24 protein-coding genes are annotated in these 26580 nt (G+C 60.6%); 11 read left to right on the top strand and 13 right to left on the bottom strand.

The window, feature by feature from the left end:
* Positions 1 to 38: 38 nt before the first annotated feature.
* The 3 genes from murJ to QPJ95_RS05810 are packed head-to-tail and all read right to left on the bottom strand — an operon-like array spanning position 39 to position 5546.
* Positions 39 to 1589 carry a murein biosynthesis integral membrane protein MurJ gene (murJ, locus tag QPJ95_RS05820; RefSeq protein ID WP_270919379.1) on the bottom strand — a complete coding sequence of 517 codons (1551 nt, stop codon included), beginning with the start codon at positions 1587 to 1589 and terminating at the stop codon, positions 39 to 41.
* A complete protein-coding gene (locus QPJ95_RS05815) occupies positions 1586 to 4414 on the bottom strand; it encodes a [protein-PII] uridylyltransferase (RefSeq protein WP_270919378.1) in 2829 nt (942 codons plus the stop codon). The genes murJ and QPJ95_RS05815 overlap by 4 nt, the downstream gene beginning before the upstream one ends.
* On the bottom strand, positions 4374 to 5546 hold the full coding sequence (locus QPJ95_RS05810; protein WP_270919377.1) for a penicillin-binding protein activator: 1173 nt from the start codon (positions 5544 to 5546) through the stop codon (positions 4374 to 4376). Before QPJ95_RS05810 ends, QPJ95_RS05815 begins: the two co-directional genes overlap by 41 nt.
* A gap of 88 nt (positions 5547 to 5634) precedes the next feature.
* Here QPJ95_RS05810 and rsmI point away from each other — a divergent pair, with 88 nt between their 5' ends.
* The 3 genes from rsmI (at position 5635) to gshB (ending at position 8067) form a co-directional block, all read left to right on the top strand.
* On the top strand, positions 5635 to 6495 hold the full coding sequence (gene rsmI / locus QPJ95_RS05805; RefSeq protein WP_270919376.1) for a 16S rRNA (cytidine(1402)-2'-O)-methyltransferase: 861 nt from the start codon (positions 5635 to 5637) through the stop codon (positions 6493 to 6495).
* Between the two features lie 198 nt (positions 6496 to 6693).
* Positions 6694 to 7074, top strand: a complete 381-nt coding sequence (locus QPJ95_RS05800; protein WP_270919375.1) for a YraN family protein — start codon at positions 6694 to 6696, stop codon at positions 7072 to 7074.
* A gap of 60 nt (positions 7075 to 7134) precedes the next feature.
* The gene (gene gshB / locus QPJ95_RS05795) at positions 7135 to 8067 is read left to right on the top strand and encodes a glutathione synthase (protein ID WP_270919374.1); all 933 of its coding nucleotides are present in this window, start codon (positions 7135 to 7137) and stop codon (positions 8065 to 8067) included.
* Positions 8068 to 8250: 183 nt separating this feature from the next.
* On the opposite strand, the gene QPJ95_RS05790 is transcribed toward gshB, so the two are convergent.
* The 4 genes from QPJ95_RS05790 to cobU form a co-directional block, all read right to left on the bottom strand.
* Positions 8251 to 9759: a YifB family Mg chelatase-like AAA ATPase gene (locus tag QPJ95_RS05790; RefSeq protein WP_270919373.1), complete on the bottom strand. Its 1509-nt coding sequence runs from the start codon at positions 9757 to 9759 to the stop codon at positions 8251 to 8253.
* Between the two features lie 103 nt (positions 9760 to 9862).
* Positions 9863 to 10549, bottom strand: coding sequence for a glutathione S-transferase (locus QPJ95_RS05785; protein WP_270919372.1), 687 nt, complete (start codon positions 10547 to 10549; stop codon positions 9863 to 9865).
* A gap of 59 nt (positions 10550 to 10608) precedes the next feature.
* Positions 10609 to 11190: a histidine phosphatase family protein gene (locus tag QPJ95_RS05780; protein ID WP_270919371.1), complete on the bottom strand. Its 582-nt coding sequence runs from the start codon at positions 11188 to 11190 to the stop codon at positions 10609 to 10611.
* Entirely contained in the window at positions 11187 to 11705 is a 519-nt protein-coding gene (gene cobU, locus QPJ95_RS05775) for a bifunctional adenosylcobinamide kinase/adenosylcobinamide-phosphate guanylyltransferase (protein WP_270919370.1), read from the bottom strand. The genes QPJ95_RS05780 and cobU overlap by 4 nt, the downstream gene beginning before the upstream one ends.
* Before the next feature lie 274 nt (positions 11706 to 11979).
* Here cobU and QPJ95_RS05770 point away from each other — a divergent pair, with 274 nt between their 5' ends.
* From QPJ95_RS05770 to QPJ95_RS05735, 8 genes are all read left to right on the top strand, one after another.
* Positions 11980 to 12858: an RNA polymerase factor sigma-32 gene (locus tag QPJ95_RS05770; protein WP_270919369.1), complete on the top strand. Its 879-nt coding sequence runs from the start codon at positions 11980 to 11982 to the stop codon at positions 12856 to 12858.
* The gene (locus QPJ95_RS05765) at positions 12855 to 13691 is read left to right on the top strand and encodes a ChaN family lipoprotein (RefSeq protein ID WP_270919368.1); all 837 of its coding nucleotides are present in this window, start codon (positions 12855 to 12857) and stop codon (positions 13689 to 13691) included. The genes QPJ95_RS05770 and QPJ95_RS05765 overlap by 4 nt, the downstream gene beginning before the upstream one ends.
* A 119-nt stretch (positions 13692 to 13810) precedes the next feature.
* Complete coding sequence (coaBC, locus tag QPJ95_RS05760; protein WP_270919367.1) at positions 13811 to 15007, top strand: bifunctional phosphopantothenoylcysteine decarboxylase/phosphopantothenate--cysteine ligase CoaBC; 1197 nt, start codon at positions 13811 to 13813, stop codon at positions 15005 to 15007.
* A gap of 76 nt (positions 15008 to 15083) precedes the next feature.
* A complete protein-coding gene (gene dut, locus QPJ95_RS05755) occupies positions 15084 to 15539 on the top strand; it encodes a dUTP diphosphatase (protein WP_270919366.1) in 456 nt (151 codons plus the stop codon).
* A complete protein-coding gene (locus QPJ95_RS05750; RefSeq protein WP_270919365.1) occupies positions 15539 to 16585 on the top strand; it encodes a HesA/MoeB/ThiF family protein in 1047 nt (348 codons plus the stop codon). The genes dut and QPJ95_RS05750 overlap by 1 nt, the downstream gene beginning before the upstream one ends.
* 65 nt (positions 16586 to 16650) lie before the next feature.
* Positions 16651 to 17442 carry a transporter substrate-binding domain-containing protein gene (locus QPJ95_RS05745; protein ID WP_270919364.1) on the top strand — a complete coding sequence of 264 codons (792 nt, stop codon included), beginning with the start codon at positions 16651 to 16653 and terminating at the stop codon, positions 17440 to 17442.
* Positions 17443 to 17509: 67 nt separating this feature from the next.
* Complete coding sequence (locus QPJ95_RS05740) at positions 17510 to 18310, top strand: amino acid ABC transporter permease (protein ID WP_270919363.1); 801 nt, start codon at positions 17510 to 17512, stop codon at positions 18308 to 18310.
* A 94-nt stretch (positions 18311 to 18404) separates the two neighbouring features.
* Positions 18405 to 20420, top strand: coding sequence for a M3 family metallopeptidase (locus tag QPJ95_RS05735; protein WP_270919362.1), 2016 nt, complete (start codon positions 18405 to 18407; stop codon positions 20418 to 20420).
* 78 nt (positions 20421 to 20498) lie between these two features.
* Here the strand turns inward: QPJ95_RS05735 and QPJ95_RS05730 are convergent, their stop codons facing one another.
* The 6 genes from QPJ95_RS05730 to mreC form a co-directional block, all read right to left on the bottom strand.
* A complete protein-coding gene (locus tag QPJ95_RS05730) occupies positions 20499 to 21425 on the bottom strand; it encodes a 2-hydroxyacid dehydrogenase (RefSeq protein WP_270919361.1) in 927 nt (308 codons plus the stop codon).
* Positions 21422 to 21832 (bottom strand): VOC family protein, encoded by a 411-nt coding sequence (locus QPJ95_RS05725; RefSeq protein ID WP_270919360.1) that lies wholly within the window; start codon positions 21830 to 21832, stop codon positions 21422 to 21424. Before QPJ95_RS05725 ends, QPJ95_RS05730 begins: the two co-directional genes overlap by 4 nt.
* Positions 21833 to 22017: 185 nt before the next feature.
* Positions 22018 to 23157, bottom strand: a complete 1140-nt coding sequence (rodA, locus tag QPJ95_RS05720; RefSeq protein ID WP_270919359.1) for a rod shape-determining protein RodA — start codon at positions 23155 to 23157, stop codon at positions 22018 to 22020.
* Positions 23154 to 25097: a penicillin-binding protein 2 gene (gene mrdA / locus QPJ95_RS05715; RefSeq protein ID WP_270919358.1), complete on the bottom strand. Its 1944-nt coding sequence runs from the start codon at positions 25095 to 25097 to the stop codon at positions 23154 to 23156. Before mrdA ends, rodA begins: the two co-directional genes overlap by 4 nt.
* Entirely contained in the window at positions 25094 to 25633 is a 540-nt protein-coding gene (locus tag QPJ95_RS05710) for a rod shape-determining protein MreD (protein ID WP_270919357.1), read from the bottom strand. The genes mrdA and QPJ95_RS05710 overlap by 4 nt, the downstream gene beginning before the upstream one ends.
* Complete coding sequence (gene mreC, locus QPJ95_RS05705) at positions 25626 to 26540, bottom strand: rod shape-determining protein MreC (protein WP_270919356.1); 915 nt, start codon at positions 26538 to 26540, stop codon at positions 25626 to 25628. The genes QPJ95_RS05710 and mreC overlap by 8 nt, the downstream gene beginning before the upstream one ends.
* Between the last annotated feature and the right edge of the window lie 40 nt (positions 26541 to 26580).

Here is a 26580-nt window from a genome sequence, read left to right as displayed (position 1 = left end):
CCGGTCTGGTCGAGACCCAGCCGGACAGTTAAGGCCGCTTATGTTCGCCCACCCCGGCGCATGGCGCGTTTGAATTCACCCAGCCGAAAGGCGCCCAGCATCTGGCCGGCGCCAAAGTAACTGACCGCGCCCAGTACAATCAGTGCAAACAGCGCCAGATAACGCCAGCGGGGCAGGGCAAAGGCCCAGTCAAAAGTTGTAACGGCAGCCAACAGCACGCCGCCCATCACCACCGAGGCCGCCACGATCCGCCAGGCCCGACGGCGGAACCTGTCATCAAACCGGGCAACCTCGCCCATGCTGCGGGCGCCATACGCCAGCAGCGCCACCATCACCCAGCCGGCGGCTGAGGCGGCGATAGCGGGGGCGATCCAGCCCACCACCGGTTTTAGTCCAAAGGCCAGGCCTGCGTTCACCACCATCGCCACCAGCGCATAGCGGAACGGCGACCGGGTGTCCTCGCGGGCGAAATACAGCGGCTGCAGCAGTTTGTGCAGCACAAACGAGGGCAGGCCAACGCCATAGACCGCAACCGCCAGGGCAATGGCGGCGACATCCTCGGGGCCAGTTGCACCGCGTTCATACAGTACTGATACCAGCGGCAGCGGCATCACCAGAAAGGCCACCGTTGAGGGGATGGTCAGCATCAGCGAAAACTCTCCGGCGCGCGACAGGGCATCGCGTGCGCCAGTCTCGTCGCCGGCCCGCAATCGGCGCGACAGGTCCGGCAGCAGCACAATGCCGACGGCAATGCCCACAACCCCCAACGGCAGCTGATACAGCCGGTCGGCGACAAACAGCCAGCTCACCGCGTTCTCAATATCCGAGGCCACCAGTTGGCCAACCACCAGATTGATCTGAGTGACGCCCATTGCCAGCGCCGCAGGCACCGCCACCCGCACCAGATTGCGCATCTCGCGGGTCAGGCGGGGGCGACCGGGACGCAGGCGAATGCCGGCGCGACCGGCAGCAGCCCAGACCAGTGCCAACTGGGCCACGCCGGCCACCGGAATGGTCCAGATCAGCCAGTTGATCACCTCGCCGCCCACAACGGCCCCCGCCACCATGGCAGCGCAGGCAAAGATATTCAGCAGCACCGGTGCGGCGGCGGCGGCGGCAAAGCGCCCGGTGGCGTTCAGCACCCCGGAAAACAGCGCCGCCAGCGACATGAACAGAATATAGGGGAACACGATGTAGCCAAAGCCAACGGTCATGTCGAACCGCGCATCCCCGGCAAAGCCATTGGCGGTGGCCCAGACCAGCCCCGGCATGAATACCATGCCCAGCCCCACCAGCACCAAGACCGCCACCAGCAGCAAGTTGAACGCGGCCTGTGCAAATCCCTGCGCATCCTCGCCCTGCTCTAGCTTTTTGGCGAACATCGGCACAAAGGCGGCGTTGAACGCACCCTCGGCGAAGAACCGGCGGAACATGTTGGGCAGACGAAACGCCGCCACAAAGGCATCCATAACCGGACCGGGACCGACATATGCGGTCAGCAGGATCTCGCGGGCAAAGCCCAGCACCCGGCTGGCGAGGGTCCAGAAGCCAACGGTCAGGAACCCGGATAACAATCTGATGGGTTTCATGATTGCGCCCGCTTGGCGCCTTCGGTGATCGCCGTGCGCAGTTTGTTCTCCAGGAAATCCTGCTTTGACTTGGCGTGATATTTCAACCCGAACATGTCCTTGACGTAGAATGTATCTACCACCTGTTCGCCATAAGTGGCGATCACCGCATTGGCGACATAGACATTTGATGCGGCCAGGGTGCGGGCCAGGTCAAACAGCAATCCGGGGCGGTCGCGGGTGTCGACCTCGATGATGGTGTATATTTCCGAGCCTTCGTTGTCGAAGGTGATATGGGTCGGCACCTTGAACGCCCGTTCGCGTTTCTTGATCTTGTCGCGCGATTTCAACGCATCCCGCGCCACCACCTCGCCGTTCAGGGTCTTGTGGATCATCTGGCTCAGACGCGGCAGGCGCGCCGCCTCGAATGGGCTGCCGTCGGCATCCTGAATCCAGAAGGCATCGGTGACATAGCCGTCTTTGGTGGTGTATGAACGCGCATCGACCACATTGGCCCCCACCAGCGCCAACGCGCCGGCCACCCGCGAGAAAATGCCGGGGTGGTCGGGCATGACAAAACAGGCGCGGGTGGCATCGCGGTCTTCATCGGGGAACAGGCGGATGACAATCCCGTTTGGATCTTCGCTTTCCTCCAACTCCCGCAGCATCTCTGCAAAATCCACATGGCCGGTGACGTGGAGCCCCTGCCAATAGGGCGGGTAATGGCGCGCGGTCTCTTTCTTGAGCAAGGGCTTGGGCCAGTCCGGCAGGGCTGCGCGCAGGTTCTTTTTGGCGCCGGCGCCGCGGTGTTCACGGTTCAGCGCCTCCATGCCGTTTTCCAGCGCTTCGCGGGTCTGTTTATACAAGGCCCGCAACAGGGCGGCCTTCCAGTTGTTCCAGGTATGGGGGCCAACACCGCGAATGTCACAGACCGTCAGCACCGTCAGCAGGTCCAGCCGTTTGACTGTCTGCACCGCCTTGGCAAAATCCCGCACCGTGCGCGGGTCGGCAATATCGCGTTTCTGCGCCATATCCGACATCAACAGGTGATAGCGCACCAACCATTCCACCGTCTCGCTGTCGGATTTGTTCAGCCCCAGCCGCGGCGCCACCTTGCGGGCGATCTGGGCGCCCAGAATCGAGTGATCGACAGGCTGCCCCTTGCCAATGTCATGCAACAGCATCGCCACCATCAGCACCTTGCGATTCAATCCCTTGCGCAGAATTTTGGAGCTAAGCGGCAGCTCGTCCTCCAGTTCCTCGCGTTCAATGGCGGCAAAGTTGGAGATCACCTGAATGGTGTGCTCGTCCACCGTATAGAAATGATACATGTTGAACTGCATCATTGCCACGATGGGGGCAAATTCCGGCAGGAAGGCCGACAGCACCCCCAGTTCGTTCATCCGCCGCAGCGCCCGTTCCGGGTTGCCGTGCTTCAGCAGCAGGTCGAGAAAAATGCGCTGTGCTTCGGGGGTGTTGCGAAATGTATCGTCGATCAGATCCAGATTGGCGGTCACCAGCCGCATCGCATCGGGGTGGATCAGCATTCCAGTGCGCAGGCCCTCCTCGAACAGCCGCAACAGGTTCAGCCGGTCGATGAGAAAACCGTCAGGATCAACAATGTCGAGCCGGTTGTTGACCACCTTGTAGCCCGGTTTGGTGCGCGGGCGACGACGGAACAGCCGCTCCAGCAGCGGTTCGCTCTTCTGGTGGGTGGCTTCCAACTTGGTCAGGAAGATGCGCGTCAGGTCCCCGACCGTGGTGGCCTGACGGAAATAATCCTGCATAAAGATTTCCACCGCTCGCCGTCCGGCGATATCCTGATAGCCCATGCGCTCGGCGACCTCGACCTGCATATCAAACGACAGCACCTCGGTTGGCCGCCCGGTGAGCAGATGCAGATGCGAGCGCACCGCCCAGAGAAAGTTCTCGGCCTTGGCAAACAGATCGTATTCTTCCGGCTCAAACAGGCCCAGCGGCACCAGTTCGGCGGTGTCATGCACCTGGTACAGATATTTGGCGATCCAGTACATCGACTGCAAATCGCGCAAGCCGCCTTTGCCCTCTTTGACGTTCGGCTCGACCATATAGCGCTGGCCCTGCTTGAAATGGCGCGCCTCGCGCTCATTCAGCTTGGCTTCGATGAACTCATAGGCGGTGCCCTGGAACAGATCGGCCTTCAGCCGCTGATCCAGCTCATCGCCCAGCAATTCGTCACCGGCCAGAAACCGATGTTCCAGCATCGCGGTGCGAATGGTGAAATCTTCGCGGCCCAGACGCAGGCAGTCCGGGATGGTGCGGCTGGCATGGCCGACCTTCAGCTTTAGATCCCAGAGCATATAGAGCATCGATTCAATGACGCTCTCGGCCCAGGCGGTGATTTTGTAAGGCGTCAGGAACAACAGGTCGACATCCGACGAGGGCGCCATCTCACCGCGGCCATAGCCGCCCACCGCCAGCACCGCAATGCGCTCACCGCGCGTCGGGTTCGCCACTGGATGCATCAGTTCACTGGCCGCAAACAGGGCCGATGTGACCAGCCCATCGGTGAGAAAGGTGTACGACCGGGTGGCTGGCCGCGAATCGAACGGCGCCTTGGAGAAGCCCTCGGCAATCACTTTGCGCCCAGCCTTATTGGCGTCCCGCAACAGCGAGACGACTTCGCCCCGCAGGGAGGCATTGGCCTGACCGTTAGCCAGATCCCTGATCCGGGTGCGGATCCTCAAAGTGTCGAAAATCGCCTGTGGATCGCAGACCAAAGGCCCCGAGGCCTGCGGGTAGCGGGTTACGGCATCGGCCGCCGGATCATGATCCGGCGCCGGAGAAGCTGCTGGGAGCTGGGTCAATGACGACCACCTTTTTGTCTTGAATTGTTGCGACCGCCAGACCGCGGTCATTGGTGCCGTCGGGACGCAGGCGGAAGATGCCGTTGACCCCCTGGAAACCGGCGCTCTGGGTCAGGGCGGCTCCGGTCAGGGCGTCTGATTTACCTGCGCCGACCAGCGCACCGATTGCGGCGATACCATCATAGGCCAGGCCGCCAATCTGATGCGGCGCACCGCCATAAGTGGCCGCATAGCGGCTGTTGAACTGTTGGGTTTTTGCCGGGTCCGGCAGTGCAAACCAGCCGCCCTGAACCCCGGGCATAGCCAGAGTCTGGGCTGGAATATCCCAGCGGGTCAGGCCCATGTATTGGGTGGTCGCCGGGTCAAGCCCGGCTTCGGGCAGCAGCTGCGTCAACAGCGGCAATGCGCCGGCTGTGGTGGCGGTCAGAAACACCGATGTGGCCCCGTTGCTGGCGGCTGAATCACGGATTGTGCCGATCGAATTGATCACCCCCTGTTGCGACAGCTCATAGCTGACACTGCCAACAATAGTGGCACCGGTGGTCACGGCTGCGGATTGGATGGCTGCGCGGCCTGCTTGACCGCTGGCATCATCCCCACTGACCACCAGAATATTTCCGTTGCCCTGACGGGCGGCGTAGCTCGAGAGCCTGCGGGCGGTGTTGCCATAGGTGGCACCCAGAATGAAAACATTGCCGCCGGCAATTGCGGTGTTGTTGGAAAAGGCCAGTACGTTCACATTGCGCTTGGCCGCTGCGACACCGGCGGCATTTGCGGCCTCGGCGTAGAGCGGGCCCAAAATAATGCGGGCGCCGTCATCCACCGCCTGGGTTGCCGCTGCTGCGGCGGTCTGCGCATTGCCAGCCGTGCTGTAGACTTTCAGATCAATCTGAATGCCCTGCAGATCGGCCATCGCCATTCGGGCGGCGTTTTCCAGGCTCTGGGCCAGCACCTCATCACCGGGCTGGCCGGAGCCACGCGGCACCAGCAAGGCCACCGGAACCGGCTTTGAGGTATTGATGGTTGGACCTCCGCCACCGCCAATGGGGTCGCAGGCAATCAAAGCAAAAGAGGACACGGCGGCAATCGCTGCGAGTGCGACCTTGCGGGCAGGCTTGAAAACAGCAAACATAATAGACTTAAAACTCCCTGATCCGGCGGTGATGCGCCGTGTTGGTGTTGGGAGGGAATAATAAACGACGATAAAGGCGGGTCCAGCGTTGAATCATCAGAATGTCAGATTGTCTCCGGGGCTGTACTTTGTTGCCACGCCCATCGGCACCGCCCGCGATATTACCCTCAGGGCGCTGGATGTTTTGGCCTCCGCCGAGGTGATTGCCGCCGAAGACACCCGCTCCCTGCGCCGCCTGATGGAGATCCACGGCGTGCCGCTGAACAGTCGCCGGGTGATCGCCTATCACGATCACAGCGGTGCTGGCGCCCGTGCGGGCTTGCTTGCGGCGTTGGCTGAGGGCAAATCGGTGGCCTATGCCTCCGAGGCGGGGATGCCATTGATTGCCGACCCCGGCTATGATCTCAGTCGCGCCGCCGCCGAGGCGGGTCATGTGGTTACCGTGGCACCGGGGGCCTCTGCCGGACTGGCGGCGCTGACCTTGGGCGGCCTGCCGACCGATGCGTTCTTTTTCGCCGGCTTCCTGCCCAATGCAAGCGGCGCCCGCCGCAAACGCTTGGAGGAGGTCAGCCGGATACCCGGCACCCTGATCTTTTACGAATCACCCAAGCGGGTGGCGGCCTCGCTGGCGGATATGGCCGAGGTGCTGGGCGACCGCCCCGCCGCCCTGTGCCGCGAGATCACCAAAAAGTTCGAAGAAGTCCGCCGCGCCTCGCTGAGCGAGCTGGTCGCGCAACTGGCCGAGAAAAGTGTGAAGGGTGAAATCGTGGTGCTGGTCGACCGCTCCCGCACCAAAGACGTGAACCCCGAGGACCTGGAGCAAGATCTGCGCGCCGCGTTGCAGGATAATTCGGTCAAGGATGCGGCGGATATCGTGTCGAAACTACACGACCTGCCCCGGCGCAAGATCTATCAAATGGCGCTGAAACTGCCCAAGGATGAAGGGTAAGACACTCGTTCATGTTGTTGGGGCAGGGTTTTTGATGAGTTGGCTCGGCCGATAGGTCGGGCCGCGCCTGACCTTCCCGTCAAACCGTAGGTTTGCCTTCGGCAATACGGGAAGGCGCTTTGCACCTCCCCAAGGTCAGCCGCGGCCCTGGTTGATATAAGATTGACGTTGCATGTCAGATAAACGACGCTCCGGCTTATGTCGGGTCCTCGAAATAGACAGCACTCAGGCCAAAGGGCTTATCTAGCTGGCGCAGCAGCCGAGGATCTGGTGGCCAAATTCTATGAACAACAAGGCTATAGTGTTGCTGCACGCCGCTGGCGCGGTGATGGTGGTGAGATCGACCTGATCTTTCGTCAGGGCGCGGCGCTGGTTTTTGTCGAGGTAAAGCAGAGCAAGACAACTGCCCGTGCCGCCGCGCGCATCACACCAGCGCAGATAGAACGGATCTACGCTAGCGCTGGGCAGTTTTTGGACACTGAACCCGCAGGTCAGCTGACCGAATCCCGCTTTGACGTCGCTTTGGTCGATGGCTCTGGCCAGATCGAAATCATCGAAAACGCTTTTGGCCAGGGTTGACCCATTGAACATGTCCCGGCGCTGGGCCATGTAATTGGCCGACAGATAAGGGATAGACGCATGAAGATCGCCTTTCAGATGGACCCAATCGGGGACGTGGACATCAACGCAGACAGCAGCTTCCGGCTGGCCGAAGAGGCGCAGGCACGCGGCCATTCGCTCTTTTTCTACGGGCCGGATCAATTGGCCTATCAAGAGGGGCGCATCACCGCCCGTGGTCAGGATATGACCGTGCAGCGGGTGGCGGGTGATCCGGCCGTACTGGGGCCGCAGCGCGAAGTGGATCTGGCTGATTTTGACGTGATCTGGCTGCGTCAGGATCCGCCGTTCGACATGCATTACATCACCGCCACCCACCTGCTGGACCGGCTCAAGGGGCAAGCACTGGTGGTGAACGATCCCTTCTGGGTGCGCAACTACCCCGAAAAACTATTGGTGCTGGATTTCCCGGACCTGACCCCACCAACAACGGTTGCCCGCGATCTGGACACCATCAAGGCCTTCAAGGCCAAGCATGGCGATGTGATCCTGAAACCGCTGTATGGCAATGGCGGCGCCGGAGTGTTCCGTCTGGATGTCAATGACCGCAACCTGACCTCGCTGCATGAATTGTTCACTGGCTTCAGCCGGGAACCGCTGATCGTGCAGAAATTCCTGCCCGACGTCAGCAACGGCGACAAACGGATTATTCTGGTTGATGGCAAGCCCGTCGGCGCCATCAACCGGGTGCCTGCTGCGGGCGAAACCCGCTCCAACATGCATGTCGGTGGTCGCCCCGAGAAGATCGGACTGACCGATCGTGATCTGGAAATCTGCGCCGCCATCGGGCCGCTGTTGAAAGAGAGAGGTCAGGTCTTTGTCGGCATTGACGTGATTGGCGATTACCTGACCGAGATCAACGTGACTTCGCCCACCGGCATCCAAGAGCTGGAGCGGTTTGACGGGGTGAACATCGCCGAGAAGATCTGGCAGGCCATTGAGGCCAAGCTGTAACTGCGGAGTTGATCCTCTTACTTTGCCCGGCCTATTGGCCGGGCCGCGCTTGACGCCTTCCCGGGGGGAAGGCGTCAAGCGCTACGTTCATTTGCACGCGTAGCGTTGCAATTTCGACGGGCCCTAATGTGTCGGGCCCTAATGTGTCGGGCCCTAATGTGTCGGGCCCTAATGTGTCGGGCCCTAATGTGATGTGGCCAGACGAAAACTCAGCGCCTCAGCCACGTCCCGACGCCGAATATCCGGAACTCCGTCGATATCGGCAATTGTTCGGGCCACCCGCAGCACCCGGTGATAGCCCCGCGCGGTCAGGCCGAACCGCTCGGCGGCGCGCCGCAGCAGATCGCGGCTCTCGCGGTCTGGCCGCGCCATCTGTTCCAGCAATTCCCCTTCGACATCGGCGTTCTGTCGCAGCTCAGGGTGGCCCTCAAAACGGCTGCATTGGCGGTCCCTTGCGGCGGCAACGCGGGCGGCTACCTCTGCCGTGCTATCGCCATTTGCCGGCAGGTCCAGATCCCTGAACGCCACCGGCGGCACCTCGACCCGCAGATCAAACCGGTCCATCAGCGGGCCGGAAATCCGCCCCATGTAATCCTCGCCACAGATTGGTGCGCGCGAGCAGGCGCGGGCCGGATCGGTCAGATAGCCGCATTTGCAGGGATTGGCCGCCGCCACCAGCATGAACCGGCTGGGGTATTTCACATGCGCATTGGCGCGGGCAATCATCACCTCGCCGGTTTCTATTGGCTGGCGCAGAGTTTCCAGCACCGCGCGGTTGAACTCGGGGAATTCGTCGAGAAACAAGATACCATTGTGGGCCAGACTGATCTCGCCCGGTTTTGCCTGCCGTCCGCCGCCGACAATCGCCGCCATCGACGCCGTGTGATGTGGTTCGCGAAACGGTCGGGTGCGGTTAATACCGCCTTCTTCGATCATTCCGCACAGGGACTGAATCATCGAGGTCTGCAAGGCCTCATTCGGGGTCAGCGGCGGCAACAGGCCCGGCAGCCGCGCCGCCAGCATTGATTTCCCCGATCCCGGCGTTCCCACCATCAACAGGTGATGGCGACCGGCAGCGGCAATCTCCAGCGCCCGTTTGGCCCGCTCCTGTCCCTTGACGTCGCGCAGATCCTTGGTTGGGGCCGGGCTGCTGACCTCGCCGGGCCGCGCCGGGGCAATCAGCATCTGGCCGGTGAAATGGCGCACCACCTCGGCCAGACTGGCGGCGCCGATCACTTTTGCCGCCTCCACCCAGGCCGCCTCGGCCCCCGATGCCTGCGGGCAAAGCAGGGTGCGTTGCTTTTCGGCGGCGGTGATGGCGGCTGGCAGCGCCCCAACCACGGGCACCAGAGTGCCATCCAGCGACAGCTCGCCCAGGGCTATGGTCTCGGCGGCGGCATCGGCGGGGATGATGTCGATTGCAGCCAGCAGCGCCAGCGCGATGGGAAGGTCGAAATGGCTGCCCTCTTTGGGCAGGTCGGCCGGCGACAGATTGACGGTGATCCGTTTTGACGGCAATGCGATCGACATGGACGAGAAGGCCGAGCGCACCCGGTCACGGGCTTCGGACACTGCCTTGTCTGGCAGCCCGACCACCGAAAACGCAGGCAGGCCCGGTGCCACAGCGCATTGCACCTCGACCTCGCGGGCCTCGACCCCGTGAAACGCAACGGTATAGGCGCGTGCGGTCATCTCTCCCTGCTCCCCAATCGCTCAGGGAGAGATGGTTGAGGATTTTGCGCTCCAAGGGGTTAACTGGGGCGTCAATTTACCATGAAATCGACCTTACTCGGGCTTACTCGGGCAGGCTCCAAGGGCGGTTGGGCAGATTCAGGTCATAGGGCATCGGATCATACTGCACCTCCTGCGCCAGTTCCTGCCAGCGCAGGACGGCAGGGTCTGATAGCAGCGCTTTGCAATAGGCGCGTGATGCCTTTGACACCGGCAGATCATAACCAATAATGCGCGCCGCTACGGGGGTGTAGAAGACATCTGCCAGCGAATAGGCGCCAAACAGGAAACCATCTGCACTGCCAGAAACCAATCGCGCATGGGCCCAGAGGGTCTCAACGCGCGCCAGATCCGTTTTGACGGCCTCAGACGGGGTGAACCCCTGCCAGATATGGCGAAATTGCATGGCGCAGTCACCGCGCAGCGCGCCAAAACCGCCGACCATCTCGGCGCAGAGCCAGCGTGCCGTTGCCCGTTGCGCCGGGTCCTTGGGCCAGAGACCGGCCTTTGGGTGCTGTTCGGCCAGGGTTTCCCCCATCGCCAGGCTCTCGCCGACAACAGTGCCGTTCGGCGTGCGCAGGGTTGGAACCAGCCGCGCCGGGGCCAGTTTCGCCATGTCTTTGGCCATGGTGCCGGAATACAGCCCAATCATGTGGGTGTTGTGCGGGATTGCGAATTTTTCGAACATGAGCCAGCCGCGTAAAGACCAACTGGAAAACATGCGGTCGCCAATATAGAGATCATAAGTCATGACCGCAGCATAGGGCTGCAAAAGTCATCCCGTAAAATGATGATTTTTGGTAAGGGTCATCAAGGACAGTGATTGATTTTCCCAATGCTCCAGCCGTCTGGCCCGTTGCGGATTTCGCTGACCGACAGGTTGTCTATTCGATGTGCAAAGGCCTGCTCAGCGGTGAGCATGTCGGCCCGCTGCACCTGCGTTAAAATTTGCCCAAAATGTCCGACAACAATTAAATTCCTGCCCATGTGGGTCTGAACCAACTGATCAATCACTGCGTCCACCCTTGCGCAGACCTCATTCCAGCTTTCACCCCTTGGTGGGCGCACGTCGCCGGGGTATTCCCAATAGGCACTGATCCGCTCGGGGTCCTCGGCGTCAATCTCTGCCCAAGTGCGCAGCTCCCAATCGCCAAAGTGTATTTCACGCAGGCCAGAATTATGGGGCAGGCGGGTCCGGCTACCCTGAATGGCGCTGGCGGTCTCTACAGACCGGCTCAGGTCCGATGAAATGACCAGCGCATCCTGTGGCAGGTAACCGTCCAGTCGCGACAGGGCGGCAGTATCGGAGAGATCTGCGGGCAAATCCGACCAGCCCACCATGCATTTGGCATGGGTCGGACCGTGGCGAACCAGAAACAGCTGCGTGGTCATACTGCGCCCTTCAAGATCAATGGCAAGCCGGCCGTGACCAGCACGGCGCAATCCGCCTGCGCTGCCAGGGCGATATTAAGCCGCCCCTGGGCCTCTCGAAATTGCCGGGACAGCGCATTGTCAGGCACAATTCCCATCCCGACCTCATTCGACACAATTACCAGATCTGCTTTGCAACGGGAAATAGCAGCCAGCAATTCCTGCTGCACAACTTGCAGGTCACTTCCAGCCAATAGGTGATTTGATAGCCACATTGTAACGCAGTCCAACAGGCAAATCTGTTGCTGTTCCAATGAGTCGAGAATTGGAGAAAGCTCCAGATCTTCCTCATAGGTTGTCCAGCCGTCACCTCTTTGCACGACATGTTTGTCTACTTTAACGCGCATTTCACGATCAAGTATTTGTGATGTCGCCAAGTAAACCCTTCTTTTTTCGGAGTTAAAACATGTTTGTTCGGCATGGGCACTCTTTCCAGAGGCCGCGCCGCCCAAAATCAGTGTGACTCGCGTAGACAAATTGAATACCCTTTTAATTATAGAAGCCGTGCCTGTGGGTAACTGCAGGGCCCGCTAAAAACAAGCTGAGACAGAGGCAGTTCTTCGTGTCGCTTATACGACCGGAGTGGCCAGCAACAGGACAGGGTTATTGCGCCCGTCCGTACACAGCACTTGTTGCCAGATGGCAGAACGCCATTGCGCCGACTAAACTGCCCGCCAATATGTTGGGCCCTTTTTGAATATCGCGTTACTCCAGGACGTAGACGGCTTTGCTGTTTTCGGGGGAAAATGCATGGCACGAGACGTACACATTGACAACCCATTGCCAAAGAAGGCGATGAAGGCCGAATTACTGGATGCGGAAACTGAATTGCGACTGGCCTATGCTTGGCGTGATCAAAAAGATGAGGCGGCTCTGCACCGCCTGATCAACGCCTACCTAAGGCTGGCCATTTCAATGGCCGCCAAGTTCAAACGCTACGGTGCGCCGATGAACGATCTGATTCAGGAAGCGGGGCTGGGGCTGATGAAGGCCGCCGACAAGTTTGACCCGGATCGCGGTGTTCGATTTTCGACCTATGCGGTCTGGTGGATCAAAGCCTCAATTCAGGACTACGTGATGCGCAACTGGTCGATGGTCCGAACCGGCTCAACCTCGTCACAGAAGTCGCTGTTTTTCAATATGCGACGGGTGCAAGCGCAGTTAGAGCGCGCACAATCCGCGCGGGGATATAAGCTGGACCGCCATCAGCTGCATCAAAAAATCGCCACCGAAATCGGCGTGCCGATCCGCGATGTGGAAATGATGGAAGGGCGGTTGTCCGGGTCTGATTTTTCATTGAACGCGGTGCAATCGGCGGATGAGGATGGCCGCGAATGGATTGATGCGCTGGAAGATGACAGCGCCCAGGCCGAGGAATTGGTTGAAAAACGCCACGACAGACGGCAGTTGCGGATCTGGCTGGTGGCGGCGATGCAGGCCTTGAATGGCCGCGAGCGGTTCATTGTAAAAGAGCGCAAGCTGCGGGATCGCCCACGCACCCTCGAGAGTCTGGGCACCGAGTTGGGTCTGTCCAAGGAACGGGTTCGCCAGCTAGAGGCCGCTGCCTTTCTGAAAATGCGGAAAAGCCTTGAAAATCAATCGCGAGAGGTTCATAGCCTGCTCATATGAAGATCCTTATTGATTTTGTAAGAAATAGCGCTGCCTTTTGGGGCGGCGCTATTGTCATTTGTGTCACCCCTGTCTCACCTGCGGCTGCGGCGCCGGACCCTGATGTGGTTCAGCTGTTGGCGACTGCGGATGTGGTGATCCTGGGGGAGGTCCATGACAATCCTGCGCATCATCAGATGCAGGCGGATATCCTGAAGGCGCTGGCCCCCAAAGCGGTGGTTTGGGAAATGATCACCCAGGTCCAAGCCGATGGCTTGGCCGCCATTCCTCTGTCGGACGCCAGTCGAGTGTCGGCCTATCTTGACTGGGCAGGCTCTGGCTGGCCAGAGTTTGGGCTTTATGCTCCGGTCTTTGCGGCGGCAAAGGGCGCGCAGCAATTTGGGGGGCTGGTGCCCCGGTCAGCGGCCAGAGCGGTGATGGAGCAGGGTGCGGCGGAGTTTTTCGGTCAGGAGGCGGCGGTGTTTGGACTGGATAGGCCGCTGCCCGACGCCGAGCAACAGGCCCGAGAGGCAGACCAGATGGCCAATCACTGCAACGCATTGCCGGTCGAGATGCTGCCCTTGATGGTCGAGTTCCAAAGGTTGCGGGATACGGTGCTGGCGGATGCGGTGGTGCAGGCCTTGCAGGCGACCGGCGGACCGGTTGCCGTGATCACCGGCAATGGTCATGCCCGCAAGGATCGCGGCGTGCCGGTCTATCTGGCAATCGCAGATCCGGAAATATTGGTCTTGTCCCTGGGGCAGGCCGAGGCGGGCCAGCTGTCGGGGGTCTTTGATCTGGTTCTGGACGCCAAAGCTGTCGAGCGCCCGGATCCCTGTCTGGCATTTCAATAATCGTGATCCTGAGACTGGGCCAGTTTCTGGGCCAGCTGCGATGCTGGGGTGGGAAATCGTTTCACACTTTCGCTGCGGCGCAGTAGTGTCGGTTGGATTGCTGCGCAAGGACGGGTAAAATGCTGGCTGACAAACGTATTCTTCTGATCATTGGCGGCGGCATTGCGGCCTATAAGGCGCTGGATCTGATCCGGCGGCTGCAGGATCGCGGCGCCCATGTGACCCCGGTTCTGACCCGGGCCGGTGAAGAATTCGTGACGCCGCTGTCGGTGTCGGCACTGGCCGGAACTGCGGTGCACCGGGATCTGTTTGACCTGACCACCGAGGCCGAGATGGGCCATATCCAACTGTCCCGCAGTGCCGACCTGATTGTGGTTGCGCCGGCCACCGCGGACCTGATGGGGAAGATGGCGCAGGGATTGGCCAATGACCTGGCCTCGACCCTGCTTTTGGCGACGGACACGCCGGTGCTGGCAGCACCCGCCATGAACGTCCGCATGTGGCAGCACCCGGCCACCCGGCGCAATGTTGAGACCTTGACAGCGGACGGCGTCAGTTTTGTGGGCCCCAATGAGGGCCGCATGGCCTGTGGTGAATTTGGCCCCGGCCGCCTGGCCGAAGTCGAGGACATAGTGGCGGCGATCTCGGCGAAGCTGTCGGAGGGGCCGCTTTTGGGCAAACGGATTCTGGTGACCTCGGGGCCGACCCATGAACCGATTGATCCGGTGCGCTATATCGCCAACCGATCATCCGGGGCGCAGGGGGCGGCGATGGCCCGTGCTCTGCGCGATCTGGGCGCTGAGGTGGTGTTTATCACGGGCCCGGCATCGGTGCGCCCGCCCGAGGGGGTGCAGGTGGTGATGGTTGAAACTGCAGGCCAGATGTCTGAGGCGGTCGAGGCTGCACTGCCAGTGGTGGCAGGGGTGTTTGCCGCTGCGGTGTCCGATTGGCGGGTGGTGAATGCCTCGGACCGTAAGTTGAAGAAATCTAAAGATGGCTTGCCAGTGATGCAGTTTGCCGAAAATCCGGACATTCTGAAGCGGGTGTCGCAGATGGGCAAAGGGCGGCCGCAACTGGTGGTGGGCTTTGCCGCTGAAACCAACGATGTCATCGAGAATGCCACTGCCAAACGCCTGCGCAAGGGCTGTGACTGGATTGTCGCCAATGATGTCTCTCCGGCCAGCGGCATCATGGGCGGCAGTGAAAATGCTGTGGTGCTGATCTCGGATCAGGGCGCCGAGGTATGGCCGCGCATGAGCAAAGATAGTGTGGCACGGCAATTGGCCGAGCGGATGGCGGCGGCGCTGGCACAGTGAGATGTGCTGTGAGATGTGCCGTGAGATGTCTTGCCTCCGGCGGGAGTATTTTGAGCAAAAAGAAAAGGATATCCGCATGATCTCAATCCGGGTGATGTATGGTGCGGGCGCTGATCAGGCTGTGCCGCTGCCTGCTTATGAAACACCGGGGGCTGCGGGGGCGGATCTGCGGGCCAACCTGCCGGATCGCGGCGCTGTTGTGCTGCTGCCGGGGGCGCGGGCGCTGGTGCCGACCGGCCTTAGGCTGGAAATTCCGCAGGGCTATGAGGTGCAGATCCGGCCCCGCTCTGGACTGGCGCTGAAACATGGCATCACCTTGCCCAATGCGCCTGGAACCATCGACAGTGACTATCGCGGCCCGCTGGGGGTGATTGTGTTGAATGCGGGTCAGCAGGCGTTTGAAATTGCCCATGGGGATCGTATTGCGCAGCTGGTGGTGGCGCCGGTGTTGCAGGCCAGTTTTGAGCTGGCAGATGAATTGAGCGATACGGCACGGGGTGGTGGCGGCTTTGGCTCGACCGGGCAAAGCTGATGTTAAGTATTCTGGCTCTGGCAGCCATTTTCTGGTGGGGCGGGCGGTTTTTGGGGATGCCCAAGGCGTTATGCGGCGGCCTTGTTCTGTTGCTGTTTGCGGCTGTCCTCATAATTCAGCTGACGCTGCCGGATGGCCATAACTTTCGTCTTGCCACCGGCGGCTCGGTGACTCCCTGGTTGATGCTGGGCGGTTTTGGCCTCTTGGCCTTGGGCTATGGGCGCATTATTGCTGCCTTAAAGGCACGTGCTCAGCCCAAGGAGACCACCATGTCGCAGCAAACCGGAACTTTTTCCGAGACCGAACTGGATCGATACGCGCGTCATATTGTGCTGCGTGAATTGGGCGGGCCCGGGCAGAAGGCGCTGAAAAATGCGCGTGTGCTGGTGATTGGCGCGGGTGGGCTGGGCGCCCCTGCGTTGCTGTATCTGGCGGCGGCGGGGGTTGGCACCATCGGTGTGATCGACGATGACGAGGTTGAAAACGCCAACCTGCAACGCCAGGTGATCCACCGCGATAAAGACATCGGCATGCCCAAGGTGTTTTCAGCCGAACAGGCGATGAAAGCGCAGAACCCCTATGTCACGGTGCGTCCCTATCACCGGCGTCTGCAGGCCGGCATGGCCGAAGCCCTGTTTGCAGACTATGATCTGATCCTGGATGGCACCGATAATTTTGACACCCGCTATCTGATCAATCGCGTGGCGGTGGCGCTGGGCAAGCCGCTGATTTCAGGGGCGCTGTCACAGTGGGAGGGCCAGCTGAGCCTGTTCCATCCCAGCGCCGGTGGTCCCTGCTACCAATGCATCTTTCCCGAAGCACCCGCCGCAGGCTTGGCGCCCTCCTGCTCCGAGGCCGGGGTGGTTGGGCCGTTGCCCGGGGTGGTCGGGGCGATGATGGCGCTAGAGGCGATCAAGCAGATTACCGGCGCCGGCGAATGCCTGCGCGGGGCGATGCTGATTTATGACGGGCTCTATTGCGAGACGCGACGTATTCAGCTGAAATCAACGCCAGATTGCCCGGTTTGCGGTCCTAAACGCGACTGATGACTTGCGCTGAGCGCGCGCTCACGGCAAGTCTGTTGCAATTAAAGTTCTTGAGAGGGGATAAGATGAAAACGATTTTCACTGTAGCCGCAGCAGCGGTGTTTGGACTGGCCAGCGGCGCACTCGCGGCGGACTTGCCTGATCTGGGCGGACAGGAAGTGGTTGTTGCCACTGAAAATGCCTATCCGCCGTTGCAATTCATGGACCCGAAAACCGGCAATGCCATCGGCTGGGAATATGACGCCATGGCGGAAATCGCCAAGCGTATCAACATCACCGTGGTCTATGAAAACAGCAGCTGGGATGCGATGATCCCGGCCGTCAGCGAAGGTCAGTATGATCTGGGCATGACCGGCATCACCATCCGCGAAGATCGCATGGAAAAGGTCGACTTTTCTGACAAATACCTGACTTCGCAGATGCGCATGATTGTGGCCGGAGATGAGAGCCGCTTTGACGACGCGGCTGGTTTTGCCGCCAACAGTGACTTTCTGGCTGCGGCACAGCCCGGCACCACACCATTCTATGTGACGGTCTATGATATCCTGGACGGTGACGAGGCCAATCCGCGCATCAAGCTGTTTGAAAACTTTGGTGCCGCAATTCAGGCGTTGCGGGTTGGCGACGTTGATCTGGCGCTGTCGGACAGCACCGCCGCCAATGGCTATGTGACCGCATCAAATGGTGGTTTGAAAATTGTTGGTGAACCGCTGGGCACCGAGGATTTTGGCTTTATCTTCCCCAAGGGCAGCAAGCTGGTCCCTTCGATCAACGCCGCTATCGCCTCGATGGAGGCCGACGGCACCCTGGAAGCACTGAACACCAAATGGTTCCTTGACTATAAACTTGGTCAGTAACGGCCTATCGCTCTGAACCTAATTATTCCCCGGTCCATTGGGCCGGGGTTTCTCTTGAAAGATGACGATGGCTGCTTCCTCAAACGACAAAGAAGACTTTCCCTGGTGGTTGGCCGCCGTTGTGCTGATCGGGCTGTATCTGGGATGGCAGGTGGTGGCGAGTGAGCTGTATCTGCAGATCCTGACAACCCTGACAAAGGGGATAAAGACCACCATCTTTGTCACCATCGTCAGCTTTACGCTGGCCTCGTTGCTTGGTCTGTTACTGGCGCTGGGGGCGGGCTCCAAATGGCTGGTGGTGCGCCAGGTCACCCGGTTCTATGTCGAGGTGGTGCGGGGTGTTCCCATCATTGTGCTGCTGCTGTATGTGGCCTTTGCCTTGGCGCCGGCGCTGGTGGAATTGCGCAATTATCTGGGCGATATGATCGGTCTGGAGCCGATCCGCACCCGCCAGTTCCCGCTGATCTGGCGGGCGATCATTGCGCTGATGGTGGCCTATTCGGCGTTTATCTCCGAAGTGTTCCGCGCCGGTCTGCAAGCGGTCGAGGAGGGCCAGATTGAGGCCGCCAAGGCGCTGGGTCTGAATGGCTGGCAACAGTTCCGGCTGGTGATCTTTCCGCAGGCCATTCGCACTATCATGCCGCCGCTGGGCAATGATTTTGTGGCACTGGTCAAGGACAGCTCGCTGGTGTCGGTGCTGGGGGTGCTGGATGTCACCCAGCTGGGCAAGGTGATTGCGGCCGGCAACTTCCGCTATTTTGAGACCTATAATGTGGTCGCACTGATCTATCTGACCATGACCATCAGCCTGTCGCTGGCCCTGCGCCGATTTGAACGCCACCTGCGGGACAAAGAAACGACTGAGTAAGCAACTCTATTGCCTAGCGGCGTGCTTTGTTGGGCCTAGGGTATTGAAGTCGGGTTGGACCAAGCACTAGCTTGCTGGCAAAGGAGACTTTGCCATGACCAACCCGCTTTTGCCCCACTGGGACACTCCATTCCAAATTGCCCCGTTTGGGGATATTTCTGACGAGGATTTTGCCCCTGCACTGGATCAGGCGCTGATCGCGCACAACGCCCAGATCGCAGCCATTGCCGGTAGCACTGAGCCGCCAACATTTGCCAATGTGATTGAGGCGCTAGAAAACCCGTGCCGCGAGCTGGACCAGGTTCTGTCGGTGTTTTTCAGTGTCGCTGGCGCTGACAGCAATCCCAAACGAGAGGCCCTGCAGCGTGAATTCTCGCCCAAGCTGGCGGCGCATTCGTCGGCCATCACCGCCAACAAGGCGCTGTTTGCCCGTATTGCCGCCGTCTGGGACGCCCGTGAAACCCTGGATCTGACCGGCGAACAACAGCGGGTGCTGATGCTGACCCACCGTGGTTTTGTGCGCGGTGGGGCGGCGCTGACCGGCGCTGATGATACCCGGATGCAAGCGATCAAGGGCAGGTTGGCAACGCTGGGCACCTCGTTTACCCAAAACCTGCTGGCGGATGAACGCGACTGGTTCATGCCGCTGGCTGAGAAGGATCTGCAAGGCCTGCCTGATTTTGCGGTTGATGCGGCCCGCGCGGCTGGTGTTGAGAAAGGCGCTGATGGCCCGGTGGTGACCCTGTCACGCTCGATCATCACGCCGTTCCTGCAGTTCTCAAAGCGTCGTGACCTGCGCGAGGTGGCTTTCAACGCCTGGGTTGCCCGTGGGGCCAATGGCGGCGAAACCGACAACCGTGAAATCGCCGCCGAGATCTTGGCGCTGCGCCATGAGCGGGCGCAGCTTCTGGGCTATGACAGCTTTGCCGATTACAAGCTGGAAACCGAGATGGCCAAGACGCCAGACGCGGTGCGCAGCTTGTTGATGGAAGTCTGGGCCCCCGCCAAATCGCGGGCTGAGGCCGACGCCGAGGTGCTGACCCAAATGATGCAGGCCGATGGCATCAATGGTGATCTGCAGCCCTGGGACTGGCGCTACTATGCTGAAAAGCGCCGCAAGGTCGAACATGATCTGGATGAGGCCGAGTTGAAGCCCTATTTGCAACTGGACCGGATGATCGAGGCCTCGTTTGCCTGTGCCACCCGCCTGTTCGGGTTGCAGTTTGCACCGCTGGACGTGGACCTGTACCACCCCGATTGCCGCGCCTGGGAGGTTACGCGGGATGGCAAACATGTGGCTGTGTTCATCGGCGATTATTTTGCCCGCGGCTCTAAACGCTCTGGCGCCTGGTGTTCTGCCATGCGCGGTCAGGCCAAGTTCCCGCAGGTGCAGGCACCTGTGGTGATCAACGTCTGCAATTTTGCCAAGGCAGAGCCGGCGCTGCTGTCCTGGGACGATGCCCGCACCCTGTTCCACGAGTTTGGTCATGCGCTGCACCAGATGCTGTCGAATGTGAGTTATGAGAGCATCTCGGGCACCTCCGTGGCGCGGGATTTTGTCGAACTGCCCAGCCAATTGTATGAACACTGGCTTGAGGTCCCCGAGGTGCTGGCTGAATTTGCCACCCACGCAGACACAGGTGCTGCGATGCCGCAAGAGCTGCTGAACAAGGTGCTGGGCGCCGCCAATTTTGATATGGGGTTCCAGACGGTGGAATATGTAGCCTCGGCGCTGGTCGATCTGGCCTTTCATGAGGGTGCGGCGCCGACAGATGTGATGGCCAAACAAGATGAGGTGTTGAGCGAGATTGGCCTGCCACCGGCGATCACCATGCGCCACGCCAGCCCGCATTTCGCGCATGTCTTTGCGGGCGACGGCTACAGTTCGGGTTATTACAGCTACATGTGGTCCGAGGTGATGGACGCCGATGCATTTGCCGCCTTTGAGGAGGCCGGAGGGGCCTTTGATGCCGAGCGGGCCAAGGCGTTGGAAGACACCATTCTGTCGACCGGCGGCTCGCAGGATCCGGGCGAATTATATGTGGCGTTCCGGGGCCGGTTGCCGGGGGTGGAGGCCCTGCTCAAGGGGCGGGGGCTGGGGGCCAGCTAAAGCGCCCGTCCCGGGCGCGGCCTCCGGCGGAGGTATTTGAAACAAGAAGAAGGCGCGCGCTGGCGCCTTCTTTTGCGGTCAGTACCCCAGATCGCGATCCACCAGATGCAAATATGGCTCTGCAGCTTCGCCGCGCCGGATGTTCTCGGCTATCACCTGTGCGGAGGTAATGGTGCGGGTTTCGGCGGCAATATGTGGGGTGACAGTGACCTTGGGATGCGCCCAATAGGGGTGATCACTGGGCAGCGGCTCAATGCGGAAGACATCCAGTGTGGCATGCGCGATATGACCGCAGTCCAATGCATCCAGTAGCGCGGCATCGTCGATCAAAGGCCCTCGGCCCGGATTGATGATCCGCGCGCCTTTGGGAAGCTGTGCCAATGTTCGCGCGTTCAGTGTATTCTCGGTTGCCGACGTGTCCGGCAGCAGGAGCACCACAATTTCAGCGCTGGTCAATGCCTGCACCAGCCCCTCAGCCCCATGTCGACAGGTAATGCCTTCGATCACCTTGGGCGCGCGAGACCATCCTGTCACCGGAAACCCCAGTTGCGATAATGCGCTGGCGCAGGCCTGCCCAAGCGCGCCTTGCCCCAGAACGGTGACCGGGCGCTCCATTGCCAAGGGGGGCACCTTGGGCTCCCATTGATCCTGCTGTAAGATGGCACGGTCAATATCCAGGTGGTAGCGCAGGACATGGCCGGTCACCCATTCCACCATGCCGGCGGTCAGCCCCGGATCCACCATCCGGCACAGGGGCATCGTCAGGCTGGCGTTGCCAACGATCTTTTCCACCCCTGCCCAGAGGCTATGCACCGACTTGCATCGGGTGTAGGGGGTGAAATCCGACAACGGGCCATTGGGCGCATAGATGATGTAATCCACACTGTCCGGCGCGTGGTCGACCCGCAAATCAACATCCAGCCCGGCCTGGCCAAAGGCCGCCTTGAGCGGTGCGGCATAAGTGTCCCAACGTGGGGGGAGGGCGGCGAACTGGACGTTGATCATCGGGCAAAAACTCCGGCCATATCTGTGAAGCCTTTGATCTCAATCGGGTTGCCTGCCGGATCATGGAAGAACATTGTGCTTTGCTCTCCCGGCTCCCCGGTGAAACGGGTGGTTGGGGATATGGTGAAATCCACATTCTTGACCACCAGGTTATCAGCCAAGACCTGCCACTGGTCCTGTGGCAGGATCACCCCCAAATGCGGCATTGGCACCATGTGCTCTCCGACCTGGCCGGAATTGGTTGTCGCAAAGACCGGCCCCAGATGCAGCGAGATCTGGTGACCAAAGAAGTTGAAATCAACCCAGGTCTTGGTGCTGCGGCCCTCGGCGCAACCCAGAACCCCGCCATAAAAGGCGCGGGCCCGCTGTAGGTCATCGACGTGATAGGCGAGGTGAAAAATGCTCATGGCGCTGCATCCCAATAGTGATTTCCCGGACCCTGAGTGGGAACGCGGCGGCGTGCAACCCCCAATTGGCTATTCAGTAACACCAGACAGGTCTCCCAGATCCATCCGCTCTTCATCTGGCCAAAAATATCCCGGGAGTGAATTGGCCGTCAGGCCAAGAGGGGGCTGGCCCCCTTTGATGCCCCTTAACGCGGCCTATGGACATGGGCGCTCTGCACAAGGCCAAAGGCCGCCAGCAGCACTAGCATCACGGAGCCTCCGTAGGACACCATTGGTAATGGCACCCCAACCACCGGAGCAAGCCCCATGACCATCGACATATTGACCGCAAAATACAGGAAAAAGGTGATTGATACCCCCATGATCACCAACGCGGAAAACCGGTCTTTGGTGGCCAGCGCCGCGGCGATACAAAACACCACGATCAGCATGTAGATGCCCAGCAACGAGACGCCGCCAACAAACCCAAATTCCTCGGCCAGAGTTGTGAAAATGAAATCCGTGTGTTTCTCGGGCAGAAAATTCAGCCGCGATTGGGTGCCCTGCATAAAGCCACGCCCGGACCAACCGCCAGACCCCAAGGCGATCTTCGACTGGGTGATGTGATAGCCGGCGCCCAGCGGGTCGGTTGAGGGGTCCAGAAAGGTATCAATGCGCCGATATTGATAGTCCTTGAGCAACTGCCAGGAGGTGCCGCGACCTTGGAACACCGCGGTGATCAGGCCAACCCCGGCCGCGATCACTGCGGCAAAATAGGCCCAGTGTACCCCGGCCAGGAACATCACGCCGCCGCCCGCTGCCAGCAGCAGGATCGAGGTGCCAAGATCGGGCTGGCGCAGCACCATAAACGTCGGCACCATAATCGCCACCACCGGGATCGCTATCCACAGCGGCCGCGAGGTTTGCTCACGGGGGAGCCAATCGTAGTAGGCGGCCAGCAGCATCACCAGGGTGATCTTGGTCAGTTCAGAGGGCTGCAACCGCATAAAGCCCAGGTCAATCCAGCGCTGCGCCCCCATGCCAATCGTGCCAAAAAACTCCACCGCCAGCAGCAGGGCAATGGAGCTCAGATAGGCCACAACTGCCATGTTGCGCCAAAACCAGATCGGCACCATGGCGATGAAGAACATCACTGCCAGCCCCATGCCAAAGCGTTTCACCTGTGGTTCCACCCAGGGGCGGACTGATCCTCCGGCCACCGAATAGAGCATGAGAAAGCCAATGCAGGCCACCGAGATCAGCAGTAGCACCAGCGGCCAGTTCAGAAACAAGATCTTGCGCAGCCCGGTTGGGGTGGTCTTGGCATTATACTCCAGATAGCTCATGCGCGGTCGCTCGCGTCCTGCAGCCGAGCCGGGCGTTCTCGCTCCAGTCGCTCCTGCTGCGCTTTGATCCGATTGCGGTCTTTCTTCGGATAGGCCGCCAGCGGCGGGGTGCCACCGTAAAGCGCTTGCAGCATGACATCGCGGACAATCGGGGCGGCGGCTGTGGAGCCTCCGCCGCCGTGCTCGACAATAACCGCGATGGCAAATTTCGGATTATCAAAGGGGGCAAAGCTGACAAACAGCGCGTGGTCGCGCCGTTCCCAGGGCAGATCCCTGTTGCGGATCACCCCGGCAGCGCGTTCGGCGGCGGTGATATTGCGGACCTGGCTGGTGCCGGACTTGCCCGCCATACGCATTGTTTCTTCAATGATCCGAGACTTATACCCGGTGCCGCGCCGGTCGTTTGATACTGAAAACATGCCTTTGCGCACGGTGCGCAGATTGTTTTCGTTCAACCCCAGGGGCACCCCCGCGCCGTTGGGCTGTTCGATGCCATCGATGGATTTGATCAGCCGCGGCGTAATGCTGCGCCCGGTGGCCAGCCGCGCGGTCATCACCGCCAGTTGCATCGGTGACGCCAGCATAAAGCCCTGCCCGATAGAGGCATTGGCGGTGTCGCCAATCAGCCAGTCTTCCCCGCGATTGCGGCTTTTCCACTCTTTGGTCGGCGTCAGCCCGGCGGCAACGGCGGACATCGGCAGATCATGGCGAATGCCCAACCCCATGCGCTGCGCCATGGCGGTAATTTTATCAATGCCGACCTTCAGCGCCAGATCATAGTAATAGACATCACAAGACCGTTTCAGCGAGGTGTTCAGATCCACATTGCCGTGGCCGCCGCGTTTCCAGCAGTGGAACCGACGGCCCGCAACCTCAAGATAGCCAGGGCACCAAACAGTTTCCTCGGTGCCAATAATGCCTTCTTCCAGCGCTGCCAGTGCAACAATCATCTTGAAGGTCGATCCTGGCGGGTAGGTGCCCTGTACCGATTTATTGGCCAGCGGCCGATAGGTGTTTTCGGTCAGCTCCCGGTAGTCGGCAATTGAAATGCCGCGCACAAACAGGTTGGGGTCAAAACTGGGGGCCGAGGAAATGGCGCGCAGATCACCGTTTTCGCAGTCGATTACCACGGCGCTGGCGCTCTCAGTGCCCAATCGAGCCTGAACATAGCCTTGCAATTCGGCATCGACGGTGAGCTGCATATCCGCGCCGGCCACGCCATCGCGGCGGTCCAGCTCGCGCATCACCCGACCAGTGGCATTGACCTCTACCCGCTTGGCGCCGGCCTTGCCCCGCAGCATGTCTTCGCGCTTCGCCTCAAAGCCGACCTTGCCGATCTGAAAGCGGGGGATCCGCAGGATGGGCTCCGGGTCGGTGATCTGGTCCAGATCATAATCGGAAACCGGGCCGACATAGCCAACCACATGGGCAAAATCCGCCCGCCGGGGATAGATCCGGGCCAGACCAACCTCGGGGGTGATGCCGGGCAGGGCCGGGGCATTCACCGCCACCTTTGAAATTTCCTGCCAGTCGATCTGATCTGCCAGGGTCACCGGTAGAAACGGCGGCGAGCGGCGCATCTCGGCAATGGCGCGTTCCAGATCCTTGGGATCAATCTCGATCAGCCGCGATAGATCCTTGATCACCTTGTCGACGTCGCCTGCATCTTCGGGGACAATGATGATGCGGTAAGAGGGGGAATTGCGGGCCAGCGCAATGCCATTGCGGTCAAAGATTTCACCCCGGGCCGGGGCCAGCAGCCGGATGTTGATGCGGTTCTCTTCCGCCAGCAGCCGGAACTGGTCGGCCTGATCCACCTGCAGGTGACGCATCCGCATCGCCAGACCACCGGCAAAGACCAGCTGAAAACCGCCCAGCAACAGAGCCCGGCGACTAAGAGTGCGATGGGTGGTTTCCAGTTCTTTTGGGTTGCGTTTCATAGGCGTATTCCCAGGGTCTCAAGCTCAGTCGAGCTCATCCGGCGCACCCCCAGAATAGACTGACTGACAAGCACCACCAAGGGATAGGCGGCAATGGTCAGTATCATCTGTATCAGGATCAAACCAAACGGCGCTTGCTGCACGCCCACCAGCGCCAGCGCCATGCGGTTGAGCACGGTAATTGCGGTCAGGACCAGGCTGACCGAAAGCCACTCGGCGGCAAAACCGGTATCGCGGTGGCTCAGGGCGCGGGGCTTCAGGTACTCGCATGCCAACAGCACAAGCAATGCCAGCAACCCGGGGGGTCTTTGAAACATCAGGTCCGCCAGCAACAGTGTCACCGCCAGCAACACAGTCGGAAGATAGTCCGGGCGGCGCAGCGACCAGGCCAATGCCGAGGCCACCAGCAGATCAGGCGGCGCCCATTTGCGCGGAACCGTATCCAGCGGCAACAGGTGGAAAAACATGATCAGCAGGGCCAGCGCCGGGAACGCAGCCCGCATGATCCAGACATGCGCAGGCGAGGTGTTAGCCATTGTCGGTCCCCAGGCTCTTGGGGCGGGGGCGCGGCAGGGGCGCCCCGGGTGGCGGCGTCACCAGCCCTCCGGGGGTATTGATGCCTTCGGTGCCATGGTGGCGCAGCACGCGCAGAAACTCCAGCCGCTCATAATCGGCAGACAGGCGCACCCGCAAACGGCCAGAGGGGTCGCTGGCCACCTGGCCAATCAATAGCCCGGCCGGGAATACATCGCCATCGCCCGAGGTTATCACCCGGTCACCGGGGCGCAGTTTGTCCGGGTTTTCCAGGAAATCGATTATCGGAGCGGCGCTGTTGTCGCCGGCAATCAGCGCATTCTGGCCCGAGGGCTGGATCGTCGCGGGCACCGAACTGGCGGCATCGGTTAACAGGATCACCCGCGCCGTATTGCGCCCGGTCCCCGAGATCCGCCCCACCAGGCCAATCCCATCCATCGCCGCCCAACCATCGCGCACCCCGTCACGCGACCCGACATTCAGCAGCACAGACTGGCGAAACGGAGAGCCACTGTCGGCCATCACCACGCCGGTGATATAGGTCAGCCGCGCATCCAGCCGTACATTGTTGAGATCCAGCAGCCGGGCATTTTCCTGCTCCAGTTGCAGCGCCGCCTCTTTCCAGGCCTGCATCCGCCGCAACTCGGACCGCAACTCGCGGTTTTGTTTGGACAATCGCTGATAAGATTGAAAGTCGCGCACCAGATTGATGGTGCCGATCACCGGCACCATTGCCCATTCCATGTTGGGCACCACGGCATCGACGACCTGAGCCCGGAATCGCTCGACCCTGGGGCTATCGATGCGCCAGACAATGAAGATCAGCGCCAGACAGAGACAGGTTACCACAACCAGCAATCGCTTCAGCGGGGTGCCGTAGTCTTCGCGCTGGGATCGATCTTTGGCCAAGGGGCTCCTCCTGGGTACTTAGATGGCACCCCATAGATGG

It is taken from the genome of Parasedimentitalea psychrophila (assembly GCF_030285785.1).
Classification (GTDB): Bacteria; Pseudomonadota; Alphaproteobacteria; order Rhodobacterales; family Rhodobacteraceae; genus Parasedimentitalea; species Parasedimentitalea psychrophila.
This window is presented reverse-complemented; position numbering and strand designations above follow the sequence as displayed.

What these genes read in the sequence shown, in the direction of transcription:
- murJ (WP_270919379.1), bottom strand. Translation starts at nt 1,589, where the DNA reads ATGAAACCCATCAGATTGTTATCCGGGTTCCTGACCGTTGGCTTCTGG.
- QPJ95_RS05810 (WP_270919377.1), bottom strand. Translation starts at nt 5,546, where the DNA reads ATGTTTGCTGTTTTCAAGCCTGCCCGCAAGGTCGCACTCGCAGCGATT.
- QPJ95_RS05800 (WP_270919375.1), top strand. Translation starts at nt 6,694, where the DNA reads ATGTCGGGTCCTCGAAATAGACAGCACTCAGGCCAAAGGGCTTATCTA.
- gshB (WP_270919374.1), top strand. Translation starts at nt 7,135, where the DNA reads ATGAAGATCGCCTTTCAGATGGACCCAATCGGGGACGTGGACATCAAC.
- QPJ95_RS05790 (WP_270919373.1), bottom strand. Translation starts at nt 9,759, where the DNA reads ATGACCGCACGCGCCTATACCGTTGCGTTTCACGGGGTCGAGGCCCGC.
- QPJ95_RS05785 (WP_270919372.1), bottom strand. Translation starts at nt 10,549, where the DNA reads ATGACTTATGATCTCTATATTGGCGACCGCATGTTTTCCAGTTGGTCT.
- QPJ95_RS05780 (WP_270919371.1), bottom strand. Translation starts at nt 11,190, where the DNA reads ATGACCACGCAGCTGTTTCTGGTTCGCCACGGTCCGACCCATGCCAAA.
- QPJ95_RS05770 (WP_270919369.1), top strand. Translation starts at nt 11,980, where the DNA reads ATGGCACGAGACGTACACATTGACAACCCATTGCCAAAGAAGGCGATG.
- QPJ95_RS05765 (WP_270919368.1), top strand. Translation starts at nt 12,855, where the DNA reads ATGAAGATCCTTATTGATTTTGTAAGAAATAGCGCTGCCTTTTGGGGC.
- coaBC (WP_270919367.1), top strand. Translation starts at nt 13,811, where the DNA reads ATGCTGGCTGACAAACGTATTCTTCTGATCATTGGCGGCGGCATTGCG.
- dut (WP_270919366.1), top strand. Translation starts at nt 15,084, where the DNA reads ATGATCTCAATCCGGGTGATGTATGGTGCGGGCGCTGATCAGGCTGTG.
- QPJ95_RS05750 (WP_270919365.1), top strand. Translation starts at nt 15,539, where the DNA reads ATGTTAAGTATTCTGGCTCTGGCAGCCATTTTCTGGTGGGGCGGGCGG.
- QPJ95_RS05745 (WP_270919364.1), top strand. Translation starts at nt 16,651, where the DNA reads ATGAAAACGATTTTCACTGTAGCCGCAGCAGCGGTGTTTGGACTGGCC.
- QPJ95_RS05740 (WP_270919363.1), top strand. Translation starts at nt 17,510, where the DNA reads ATGGCTGCTTCCTCAAACGACAAAGAAGACTTTCCCTGGTGGTTGGCC.
- QPJ95_RS05735 (WP_270919362.1), top strand. Translation starts at nt 18,405, where the DNA reads ATGACCAACCCGCTTTTGCCCCACTGGGACACTCCATTCCAAATTGCC.
- QPJ95_RS05730 (WP_270919361.1), bottom strand. Translation starts at nt 21,425, where the DNA reads ATGATCAACGTCCAGTTCGCCGCCCTCCCCCCACGTTGGGACACTTAT.
- QPJ95_RS05725 (WP_270919360.1), bottom strand. Translation starts at nt 21,832, where the DNA reads ATGAGCATTTTTCACCTCGCCTATCACGTCGATGACCTACAGCGGGCC.
- rodA (WP_270919359.1), bottom strand. Translation starts at nt 23,157, where the DNA reads ATGAGCTATCTGGAGTATAATGCCAAGACCACCCCAACCGGGCTGCGC.
- mrdA (WP_270919358.1), bottom strand. Translation starts at nt 25,097, where the DNA reads ATGAAACGCAACCCAAAAGAACTGGAAACCACCCATCGCACTCTTAGT.
- QPJ95_RS05710 (WP_270919357.1), bottom strand. Translation starts at nt 25,633, where the DNA reads ATGGCTAACACCTCGCCTGCGCATGTCTGGATCATGCGGGCTGCGTTC.